Below are 11,676 nucleotides of genomic sequence, written 5' to 3'. Positions count from 1 at the left end.
TAGTGATTGAAACTCTTTTTCCAATTTTGCTTTGATTTCTGCATCGGTTTTTCCTATTTCGGCAAACAGATTCCTGTATACCCCGGATTCATATGCTCCCACTGAAGGAACAACAGGTGTTGCAGCATTAGCTGTTACACCGGCTTGTACAAAATATGTAGCAATAATACTGCATATCAGCACCCAAACTATTGATTTTTTCATTCTCATAGTGAACTGATCCTCCTTAAAATAATATAAATTAAATGTACAATAATAAAATTCGTAAATAAAAATAATTTTTGACGTTTTTGTGTTGTCATAAATACAAAACATATGTGAATATAATTTATATAAAAATGATTATTTATGATATATAATTAAATTAAGGGTTTTCTCACAACAACAACTAATGTTACAAAATATCAAGAGTTTTTTTTCGGAATTCATGTAATATGATTACAGGTGGTGTGTTATGTTTGAGTTGTGCAAGCTATCTCACTGGTTGACATTAAAGCTATCACAGAATATAGACATTGAAGATGACGAATTTGAAACTATTGAATACGGATTTCATATAATTATTTCAGAAACTTCCAAAATGCTTGTAACTATAGCTCTTATGTACTTCATAGGTTTCCTCAAATACTCCTTTTTTGTTATACTTGTTTTTGGCATCTTAAGGAATTTTTTAGGCGGTGTTCACGCAAAGAGTCACTTGGGTTGCTTCCTCTCATACTTCTTTACAGTCCTTCTTATTATTTCAGCAGGCTTGGAAACCACAGGAAATCAAGGAATTATAATAATGTTATCAGTTCTTCCTGCTGTTATAATCTCTATTATGAAGTATGCACCTGCAGATACTGAAGAAAAGCCGATTATCTCATCAAATCAAAGGAAGAAATTGAAAACAATCGGGCTTTTAACGGTTCTCTTTCTAATGATTATTTCACTATTTATCGGCACACCTTATAGAGGCTTTATTGTATACACAATTATTGCCCAAGTTCTGTTTATGAACCCAGTTTCTTATAAAATGTTCAAATCTAGTTTTAGTGTTGAAAGGAAATGATTTTATGAGTAAGAAAGGTATTTTGAAGGTTATTAAAAACAGTACAAAGTTTGTATCTGAAAAGAGTACAAGTTTTAGTGCAATGTGGTTCTTTTACCAGCCCAAATGCCCTAAGAAGCTGCTAAAAAAATAGTTAGAGATTGGTGTTAACAATTTCTGTGGCAATTGTCTTCAAATCTGGATTATAAGTCATATTATAATCCAGATTTTTATATTCTTTTACTATGCTTTTGACGATTTTAAGGCCGTTGCCGTGTTCCCCGCCCTTTGATGAGTAATTTCCGCTTCTTATAAGATTAAATAAATCAAAATCTCCATCAAAATTGTTAATAACCTTAAACCTTGTGAATCTGTCGGTCTGCTCAAGAAGTATAGTTATGGTTTCATCCTTCTCTGAGGCTTCTATAGCGTTGTCCAGTACAATCCCAAGCATTTCACACAGGTCCATCATTTTTATGTTTTTTATATCTGTTATTTGGCCGAGTATTTGCAGTTCTATATGTACACCCATTTGTTCGGCACATTTTATCTTTGACGATATCAGTCCGTTTAATGCAGCATTGTGTATGTCAAGCATTTTTAAATCGGTGTTAGTTGATGTGCTGAATTTGGTGACCTCATTCATATATTCCTCAAGCTCTTTATATCTCTTACTGAGAAGCATAAGGTGCATAACGGAAATGTTATTGTTGAAATCATGCTTGTATCTTCTTAGAACATGAAGAGTATTGTTTAATATATTATTATAGAACTGCTGCTGTACCAACTCGTTCTCTTTGAGACTGTAATAGTAAAACTTTTTTGTGAGGATTAGGATAATAATAAAATACGCACATACTATAAAGGTTATTGAAATTATAAACCATACTGAAATGCTGTATTTTTTAAGAATTATGAAGTATATGCTCAAGTTTGCCGATAACATCAAAAATGTAAAAAGCATAATTCCTAAAGGCTGTTTTTTTAACCTGGCAGTGATGGTCCTAATATGTTTGTGGTTGCGGTATATACTATAAACAATTAGTACCGATAATGCAGTGTTGATAAGTTGTCCGAAAACCATATATATCAAATTCTTAGAAAGTTCATCCATATTGGTCGGTAGTCTTAGCAGGGCAAAAATTGCAAGCGTTATGACATTGGACAATCCAAAGAGCAAATCTAATGGAACCAAATACTTAAAAGATGTACTGTAGGGCAATTTAACAGTAAAGCTTATTAAAACTACTTGAAGTATCAGGCATATTAGAGGTTTAACCATGGCGAAATCCGGTATGAAGTAGTCAACAAGCCATGAAGCACTGGTTGACGACAAACCGTATAAAAGGCTTGTAAAAATGTATATGGAACTCAGCTGCTTCCCTTTTAGGTATTTAAAGAACAGCGATACTATTAAGAATGCCAGTGTCTCAAAAATAATAGTAATAGTTACTATTTGCATATAATATCCCCTATGGACCCTTTCAATTATCTTTATATATATATTAATGCCATTAACAGCATTTGTGAAATGTTCTTAAATATCGGTCTTTGTTGATGATAATTTACAAAATTCATTATAATATTGGTCGCTTCTAAATTATATCATCATCCCCAAATTATATAAATATAAAATTTCATTGTCGTAATTGTTGCAATAAAGCTAATATACAGTTTTAGACAAAAAAGTACATTAAATTACAATCAGTATATATTTTAAATTTAAGTATAAATGTATAATATGGTATCAGAACATAAATTTATATTGGAGGGGGAGTAAAAATGAGGAAAGTAATATTAACGTGCCTGGCTGTTCTATTTACGCTTAGCTTTATTCAAATCAATGTGTTTGCAGATGAAGATGAAAAATGTATTGTATCAGGTTTTGTGAAGGCTGGAAGTGACATAAATGTAAAAAGCGGTTTTAAGGTTGAAATATTGGGAACCAACATAGGTGCTCTTACAGACAAGGATGGATGCTTTGAAATATACAGTGCTCCCAAAAGTGATACAAAGCAGACCCTGAGGATAAGCAAGCCGGGGTTCCTTACAAGAGATATAGTTGTTGATTATTTGGATGATTCAAGTATAAATTTTCCCAGCTGTCCTATAGAAATGTGGGCTGGCGATATACCTAAGGATGGAGTTAGTGATGGAGCTATAAATTTTTCGGATGTGGTTCAGATAGCAGCAGTATTTAATAGTGTAGATGGTGATTCAGTATATAAGGAATGCTGCGATTTGAATATGGATAAGTCGATAAACATATCGGACATAGTGCTTTTGGCAAAGCGTTTTAATGCTACTTCAAGTGACTATGAAAAACCAATTATAACTCTTCCTAAAGTATTCCCTGCTGGCAAGGTGGAAGCAGAAGCAATGACATTAAGTCAGTATGCTGTAGATAAGTATTTAGGGATTGAGTGTATAAAATTAACACACGCTTTAGGAACCTGTGCTTACAAATTTGGCGGAGACACAGGCTTCTACGACATCAATATCAGGTATCTTGATGAAGATAACGGACAGAGCAAAATGGGATTATATACGGGCGGTTCATGTAAGGAAGGGCATTCTTGGAATTTAGACTCCGACGATAATATGTGGAAAATTGTAACCATAAAAAATGTACTTCTGAAAAAAGGTGAAAGAATTTCTGTACAGGGAAACAGAAATGGACAGGAAAGTAACCGTATAGATTATATCGAAACTGTATTGAAGGCAGTGCCTACAGCAACTCCTACACCTGTTATTACGAAGATTTCAGGAACGGTTACTAAAAGTAATCTGGAGGGAATTTGGTATTTGATAGGACCGTACTCATTAAGCAGATTCCTGCCTGATATGGAATCATTGCTTGGAAAGAAAATTGAAGTGACTGGTTATATAATTGAAAAAGGCCAGATTTCTATAAATCCGTATATACCATTTGCAGTACAATCATACAAAATATTATCCGTTGAAACAACTGCTCCGGCATCTACATCGACACAAACGCATATACCCACACCTCCACCTGCAGATACACCCATGCCAACTCCTACTAAAGCTCCGGAAATAGTTAAATCAATGGGGCACCCCATTTGAGTTAATATCGATAAAGAGTATGTAATATGTTTAAATTTTTAATATATGGAGAGATGACAAAAGTGGCCGCTTCAAATGTGAAACGGCCATTTTTTCGATTTTATATTGTCTATTATTAAAATTATTGGTATTATTTTAAAAGGTCTTTGTAGAAATTGTCGATATACTTTATAATCGGGAGTGAATTACAAAAATATGGATCTTATATTAGGCAATATGATTGATCCTGAGGATTTAGGATTTAAATACGGATTTAGCTTGTTTGAAACTTTTTTGGTAAATTCTCACGGTTCTGTTTTTTTACTGCAGCGGCATATGGAGAGGCTTATATCCTCCATGAGTGTATTGGGATTTAATATGGGGCTGACTGCTGAAGAATTAAAATCTGCTGTTTTGAGGTATATAGAAAATAAAAGGATTTGCAACCGGGTTGTAAGGGTAACTGTTTCTTTCGGCAATAAAAACAAAGAGCTATCCCCTTCTATCTACATAAATGATTTGGAAAGTTCATACCAATTTACCGATTATCCAATAGAGTTTTCTCTAGCACTCTCAAAAACAAAAAAGGACCCCGACTCCCTTCTGAATTACCATAAAACAGGTAATTACCTCGGTAATTATTTGGAAGTTATTTCTGCTGCTAAAAATGGATATAATGATTCACTGTTTCTAAATTACAACAACCATATAACTGAAACTACAAAATGCAATATATTTTTTATAAAGGATGGTACAATCCATACTCCTTCTGTCCAATGCGGATTGCTGCCGGGAATAGTAAGAAGCTGGGTAATTGAAACATTTAAGGAAAGTAATTTGGGTGTAATAGAAGGTGCTTATACCATCGAGGATGTAAATAACGCTCAAGAAGTTTTTCTCACAAACTCTGTAGCAGGAATTGCAGTAGTAAGAAGAATTGATAATAAAATTATAAATATGGGTAGTCAAGGTGACTTGACATTAAAAGTATTTGAGAAATATAACTCTAGCATGAAAATGGAATAATATGTTTTCATATCGACATTTTTCTATTAATGTATTATTATATAACTAATGCTTTAATTTATCTAAGTAAAAATCAAATAATTTTATTAATAAATGTTTATAGGATTTTAGTCTAATTTATCTAATTTTATTTTTGAAACCCAATAAAACCATAATAACAAAGGAATTTAACCTATGTTTGCTAAAAAGAGCCTTCGTATTTATATTATTGTCAGCAATATTATTACAATACTAATACCTGTGTGCTTAACCGGGTTCATTATCAATAATATAATAAACGGATACCTGGAAAATGAGATAACAAAGAAAAATCATTTGATTGCTTCAACTATATCAAACCAGTTGAATCAGACACTTGTTGCACCGCAAAATATTCTGGGACACCTAATATTGGAGATAGAGCAAAATAAGAATTATGAATTTGGAAAACAGGTTTCCATCCTTATAAAGCAATTTAATCTGTTTGACAACATAGGACACATAGGAATGGATGGAAAGGTAAAGAATGTATTTCCTATAGAAAGGGATGCAATCGGAGAAGACGTATCAAAGGAGAAATATTTTATTGAAGCTAAGACAAAGAAAACTTTCATTTCTGAACCTTTTATAAATAAAAAAACAGGTCAGCTTACAGTAATTATGGCTGTTGCAGGAGAAAAAAATATAATTACCACATATCTGAACTTAATAAATTTCTGTAATACATCCTATAAAATAAGCGAAAGTTATGGTAAGGATTTTGATGTTGTTGTAGTTGACGGAAACGGAACTTACATATCCAAAAACAGTTTAAAGGATTTATATCAAAGGGGAACTGTTCCAAGCTTTGATAAAATTAAGACCCTGGTATCTTCTGATAAATTCATTGATATAGTTAATTATGAAAATGAGAAGAGAATTGTAAGCACATCACTAATTACTAAAACAGGATGGTATGTCCTTGTGTACCAGTCATATAAAGCTGCCTTTGAGGCAAAAAGGAATGCAAACATGGTTTTTATTATCAGTGCAATAGTTTCTGCTTTGCTTTTCTTTATAATGTCACTATTCAGGGCTAACACCATAACAGGAATGTTTAAAGTCTTTGACGAACATATACAAAAGTTTGCCAGCGGAGAAACCAGAGAAAAAGTTAAACTTAACAGTTTTTCTGAGTTTAACAGTCTTGAAGAAAAGTTTAACCAGATGCTTGAAAAGTTACAATCCAGGGAACAAAAGCTTAAGTGGCTTGCCTATAACGATACACTTACAGGACTTAAAAATAGAAGCTTTTTGTTAAGCCATTTGGAGCATTTATTGGATAAATCAAAAGGATATAAAAATGTTGGAATAATGTACTTTGACCTGGACAATTTTAAGAACATAAACGATACCTACGGACACAGCTATGGAGACAGGCTTTTAAGCGAGGTAGCCGAAAGACTGAAAGCCATAACTAAGGATTCCTATATTATTGCCAGAATTGGTGGAGATGAATTTGTGGTAATAAACTCCGATTTGATTGATATTGATGAAATGGCTGACTTTTCAGATAAAATTCTTGAAGTTTTAAGTAAGCCCTTCATATTTGAAGACAATCAGCTATATATAAGTGCAAGCATAGGAATCTCAATGTACCCAAGTGATGCAGAGACCGTTGAAGAGTTATTGAAGTGTGCTGATTTGGCAATGTATTTTTCCAAGGAAAAAGGAAAAAATATGTGGCAGATGTACGATAATAAAATGAAAGAAACTTTAGAGAGGGATTCAAAAATAGAAAGGTTCTTAAGACAGGCAATCGACAGGGGTGAATTCTATTTGGCCTATCAGCCCCAGTTTAACTCCCTGACAAACAAGATGCGGGGGTTTGAAGTTTTGCTTAGATGGAACAATCCTGATATGGGCGGGAATGTTGATCCTGTTGAGTTTATCAGGATTGCGGAAAACAGCGGGTTTATTAACGAAATTGGTGAATGGGTTATAAGGTCAGCTTGCGAGAAGCTTGAATATCTTTGGAACAACTTTTTTGACGATTTTATTATTTCGGTAAATATTTCTGCAATACAGCTTATGCAGCACAATTTTATCGATTTGGTAGAATCTATAATAAGTCAGTATAGTATACTGCCTGAAATGCTTGAATTTGAAATTACAGAGAGTGTGTTTATAGACTCATATGAGGAAGCACAAAAAAATCTTGAAAAGATTAAGAAAATGGGCATAAAGATTTCTCTCGATGATTTCGGTACGGGGTATTCCTCCCTGTCATATCTCAATAACTTACCTATAGACTCTTTAAAGATAGACAGAACCTTTGTAAGTGATGTTTCAAAAGGAATTTTTAAGGAAACCTTGCTTGAATCAATAATTATTTTGGCACATAAGCTTGGACTTGAAGTTATAGCTGAGGGTGTTGAGACTAGAGATCAGATGTTTAGCATCAGGAAGTTCAACTGTGATTATGTACAAGGGTTTCTTTTAAGTAAACCAATAAAAGACTCTGAATTAAACAACTTTTTGAGAGATAATGGATATAAGTCCTTTGGAGCAATAAATTCGGATTACAGCAATTATGGTGTCTATAGACCCGGATAATTACTTTTTTACAGGTATACAGACACCATACTGAATTTAAAATTAATCTTATTTAAACTGATTTATCTATTTTTTGAACCTTTGGTCCATAATTTCAATTTTCCCTGCTTTCCTCAAATCTTTTAGAATTTCTATAAAAGGTTTGCACTTTTCCAGCTTTACTTTCAGTTCAACAATATCTTTTATTGTTTCAAAACTAGGTTCATACTTAGGAACAATTTCATTTACCATTACTATATGAAATCCATCGGACGCTTTTATTATCGGGCTTATATCACCCTGATTCAACTGGAATACAACTTTTTCAACATCCGGTTGAAGGGAGTTTAATGAGCCCTTTATAATGAATCCCCTATCGCCGCCTTTTTCCTTGCCTGGACCAATTGATTTTTCTGAAGCCAGGCCTTTGAAGTCAGCACCATTTACAAGCTGTTCCTTTATCAGAGTTGCTTCGGATTCTGTTTTTAATACAATTTCACTAACCCTTCTTTTTTCAGGTACAGTGAATTTGTCCTTATGGTCCTTATAGTATTTATTAATCTCCTCACTGCTTACCTTTATGTCCTTTGCAGCAACTTTATCAAAAAGCATAGACAGCCTTAATTCTTCTTTTACATCTTCATAGGTCTTTTTTAAAAGAGAAAGACTTTCTAAGAATGCACTTTCGGAATTGTATTCCATAGTGATTTTTCTTTTCAGTTCCTTATCTACTTCTTCGGTAGTTACAGAAATTCCATAGCTTTTTGCGGCATTTTCTATTACCAGGTTATCAATATGTTTTTCAAGAGTATATGCACCAGATTTGTTTCTCATTATATCATTTATCTCAGACTCTTTTATTTTTGTTCCATCAACTACGGCAACTACTTTCTCCTTTGGTGCATTTAGGCTACTAATTAGAAAAAATGAACCTGCTCCTAAAATAAAACCCATTGCTAAAAACAACATTCTTATCTTAAGTGCATTTTTTGACCATCCTGTCATTTGTGTATTCCCCCTTGCTTTATCTGAGGCAAAAATCATATAGATTCATTTTATACTATCAGTATTCGACTTGTAAAGACATGTTTTATTACTAGATTATTACAAAATTTTATATATTAATCTTCCAATTGCACTGCACCTGACCTTAAATCCTTGGGCTATGAAAAATACAAACAAAGAAAAAAGAGCTAACTTAGAGCAACAAAAGATTTGTGATCCCATATGTACTGAGGGTTGAGAAGTTGTAGGAACATAAGAAAAAACAAAAGTAAATAATAAAACGAAAATACAGGTTTTGAAAAATTATGTGTTATTCTTGATCTTTGTGCAGTAGACAATAATTATTTTATGGTAACTAATTTGATTATGTATACATATATTGATATAGGTGTAGTAGCAAAGAATAGTATGTATGTAAATTAAGGGAGATGGAATTATGTCTGTCAGACATTATGTTTTACTTGCCACAGACGGCTTTACAAAGCTTCCCTCAACAAGTGATCCTTGTGCCCCAAATGATACACTCCAGGAAATATATATTATGGGCTTTGTAGGAGGGCTTTTTAAAGTAGACGATAAAATTATAAATCCCAATCTCGACTGGAAAAAATCTGAAAATTGGCCTAAAATGAAGGCCATGATCAGTACTGCATCCCTTCCTTCGCCGATTATTTGGGCAGAAGTAGAAGATCAATTGTATATCACTCTCATCAACCTTGGAATGCCTGTTGCAGGCCTTATGGACCCTCATACTGTGCATATGCATGGAGCACATGTTGCAACACAGTTAGACGGTTTCCCGGAAGGCTCTTTTGGTGTACCTATGTGGATGGATTTCAATGCACCTCCGCCAACAGCTACCTACTACTTTTTGCCTGAGAGTCCCGGTACATTAATGTATCATTGCCATGTTGAAGCATCTGAGCACGTTCAAATGGGTATGTATGGTGCGTTAATAATCTACCCGACTAAAGAAAGTCTTGGTAGAGCCGGAATATTCCAGGATGATAAGGGTAGATGGTGGTATTATGGCACAAAACTTCATCATATACCTAACACTGCCACAAATAGAAACTTTGCCTACAATGATGTAAAAACATTTTTCGATAAGGAATATATCATGCTGTTATCAGATATTGATTCAGTGTGGCATGATTCTGTAAGACGTGGAATACCATTTAAAGCAGCAAATTATAAGCCCGATTTTTGGCTTGTTAACGGTAGGGCCTTTCCAGATACTCTACTACCGCATCCCCAGACACCGTCACAAGGTAGTGACCCGGATCTTGCACAGATAAACTATGAATCTTATGTTCATGTCAAAACAGGTCAAAAATTCCTTTTAAGGATGATCAATCTAGGATATCAGCCTGTTCCATGGCATATTCATGGCTGGCATTTTACTATTGTCGGTAAAGATGCCCACCCCAGTCCTTTTCTAAAGATTGCTGATGAACTTGAGCTGGATACTCATGAAGTGCAGGCAATGGGATTTACAGTGGATGTGGCATCCGGTGAAACCTACGATCTTATTTTGACTGCTGATGACAAACGACCGATTTACAGGAATTATATAGTTAACGGACAGGATTGCTTCCCTTCCCTCTGTTCACAGATGAAAGCACTTCAAGCTGTTGACCCAGCAGTGATTGCAGATATTCCAGTTGAACCGGTAAAATGTCCAAATCCTACGACAGTAAATTACGTTGATATATGCAACGGAACACAAGGTGCGGATAGGTTCTTTCCTCAGTTTTATCCTATGCACAATCATGATGATTATAAAGTCACAAATACTATTATCAATTCCAATGCGAGCATATATCCCGGCGGCCAGTTGACATTTATCCAAACAGATGAACCGCAGCCCTGCAGTCGCGATGAATATGATGATGATTATGATAATGGATATAATTATGATAATGATAATGAAGAAAATGATGATTAGTACTGCGATAATGATAATCCAATTGATTTTGTCAGCAATGATTAGGATTGCAAAAAAGGTGATATTCTATGAAAATCAAATACTGGATATATAAAACATGGTATTTATTAACCTTAAAACTAAGAAAAGAAAGAATCTCAATAATAAGTGCAAGATTAAGCGGCGATGGAAGTCTTATTGACGTCAGATACTGGCTATCAAGGCCAGATAAGCTGGGGAAATATTATAATGTCTATCTTTTGGATGAAACTACTAAAGAAAAGTTTTACCCCACTAACTTTGTAAAATTCGGCACAATAAGAACAAAACACAGCAAGACTATAAACAATGGAGTAGTTATGTTTTATAACAGAAGCAATATAATAAAAGCTGGTTCGAAAGTAATACTGATTATTGATACTCTATTGTCAAATAAGGCTGAAGTATCATAAAAAGATTTTACCTATTTGTTATTATGGTGCTATGTGTTATGTAATGAAAGATAATTATAAAATAATAAGATATTTTTTTTGGGGGAGAAAAATGAATAAAAAAATCAAATCTTTAAGTCTTTTTCTTGCGGTCTTTTTAATCTTCAGCCTTTGCGGCACAACATTATTTGCATCAAAGTCGAAAGTCATAAATATTTTCCAATATCCATCCCAAAATGGTGACAAAGAAATAAAAACATCCATTTCTACTATTTAACATTCAGTGATTCCAATGCGGTTCCGGACTAGGCAATGGGAAGCATATCAAAGGCGGTTTCCAGGAATATTATAAAGGGTTACGAAGATAATAAATTCAGGCCTGATAAGGATGTTTCAAGAGCAGAAGTGTTTACAATAATAGCAAAATGTTTGAAATAAATAAAAGTGGGGGTGTTGCAAAACTAATTTAGTTTTGCAACACCCCCTTTCTATGATTTGTATGCTCTCGGAAACTCCGAGGGCTTTATTTATCTGACTTTTGAGAGTTGAATTTTCTTTTTCACCCCCACAGATCAGTTAAAATTTTATTAAAATTTCCAGCTATAATTTCCACAATTATACTAATGTGGTATTGTACC

General features: G+C 33.8%; 11 protein-coding genes and 1 pseudogene. 9 read left to right on the top strand and 3 right to left on the bottom strand.

What is annotated here, in order from left to right; all coding sequences use genetic code 11:
• A pseudogene (locus VIO64_RS10110) lies at window positions 1-210 on the bottom strand (glycoside hydrolase); the annotation flags it as partial.
• A gap of 244 nt (window positions 211-454) precedes the next feature.
• Between VIO64_RS10110 and VIO64_RS10105 the strand changes: the two are divergent.
• A complete protein-coding gene (locus VIO64_RS10105; RefSeq protein WP_331917736.1) occupies window positions 455-1,051 on the top strand; it encodes an accessory gene regulator ArgB-like protein in 597 nt (198 codons plus the stop codon).
• A gap of 4 nt (window positions 1,052-1,055) precedes the next feature.
• Entirely contained in the window at window positions 1,056-1,184 is a 129-nt protein-coding gene (locus VIO64_RS10100; RefSeq protein ID WP_331917734.1) for an AgrD family cyclic lactone autoinducer peptide, read from the top strand.
• Here VIO64_RS10100 and VIO64_RS10095 read toward each other — a convergent pair whose 3' ends face one another.
• Window positions 1,185-2,492, bottom strand: a complete 1,308-nt coding sequence (locus VIO64_RS10095; protein WP_331917732.1) for a sensor histidine kinase — start codon at window positions 2,490-2,492, stop codon at window positions 1,185-1,187.
• 320 nt (window positions 2,493-2,812) lie between these two features.
• On the opposite strand from VIO64_RS10095, the gene VIO64_RS10090 reads away from it, so the two are divergent.
• The 3 genes from VIO64_RS10090 (at window position 2,813) to VIO64_RS10080 (ending at window position 7,696) form a co-directional block, all read left to right on the top strand.
• Window positions 2,813-4,117 (top strand): hypothetical protein, encoded by a 1,305-nt coding sequence (locus tag VIO64_RS10090; protein ID WP_331917730.1) that lies wholly within the window; start codon window positions 2,813-2,815, stop codon window positions 4,115-4,117.
• A gap of 195 nt (window positions 4,118-4,312) precedes the next feature.
• Window positions 4,313-5,122, top strand: coding sequence for an aminotransferase class IV (locus VIO64_RS10085; RefSeq protein WP_331917728.1), 810 nt, complete (start codon window positions 4,313-4,315; stop codon window positions 5,120-5,122).
• Between the two features lie 174 nt (window positions 5,123-5,296).
• A complete protein-coding gene (locus VIO64_RS10080; protein WP_331917726.1) occupies window positions 5,297-7,696 on the top strand; it encodes a bifunctional diguanylate cyclase/phosphodiesterase in 2,400 nt (799 codons plus the stop codon).
• A 66-nt stretch (window positions 7,697-7,762) separates the two neighbouring features.
• Here the strand turns inward: VIO64_RS10080 and VIO64_RS10075 are convergent, their stop codons facing one another.
• Window positions 7,763-8,680: a peptidylprolyl isomerase gene (locus VIO64_RS10075; RefSeq protein WP_331917724.1), complete on the bottom strand. Its 918-nt coding sequence runs from the start codon at window positions 8,678-8,680 to the stop codon at window positions 7,763-7,765.
• Window positions 8,681-9,116: 436 nt separating this feature from the next.
• Here VIO64_RS10075 and VIO64_RS10070 point away from each other — a divergent pair, with 436 nt between their 5' ends.
• The 4 genes from VIO64_RS10070 (at window position 9,117) to VIO64_RS10055 (ending at window position 11,476) form a co-directional block, all read left to right on the top strand.
• Window positions 9,117-10,628, top strand: coding sequence for a multicopper oxidase domain-containing protein (locus VIO64_RS10070; protein WP_331917722.1), 1,512 nt, complete (start codon window positions 9,117-9,119; stop codon window positions 10,626-10,628).
• Window positions 10,629-10,696: 68 nt separating this feature from the next.
• A complete protein-coding gene (locus VIO64_RS10065) occupies window positions 10,697-11,059 on the top strand; it encodes a hypothetical protein (protein ID WP_331917720.1) in 363 nt (120 codons plus the stop codon).
• A 91-nt stretch (window positions 11,060-11,150) separates the two neighbouring features.
• A complete protein-coding gene (locus VIO64_RS10060; protein ID WP_331917718.1) occupies window positions 11,151-11,315 on the top strand; it encodes a hypothetical protein in 165 nt (54 codons plus the stop codon).
• Between the two features lie 35 nt (window positions 11,316-11,350).
• Complete coding sequence (locus VIO64_RS10055) at window positions 11,351-11,476, top strand: S-layer homology domain-containing protein (RefSeq protein ID WP_331917716.1); 126 nt, start codon at window positions 11,351-11,353, stop codon at window positions 11,474-11,476.
• Window positions 11,477-11,676: the final 200 nt, after the last annotated feature.

The sequence above is a fragment of the Pseudobacteroides sp. genome (assembly GCF_036567765.1).
In the GTDB taxonomy this organism is placed as follows: Bacteria; Bacillota; Clostridia; order Acetivibrionales; family DSM-2933; genus Pseudobacteroides.
Note: the sequence above shows the minus strand (reverse complement) of the source record. Positions and strands in the feature narration are given on the sequence as shown.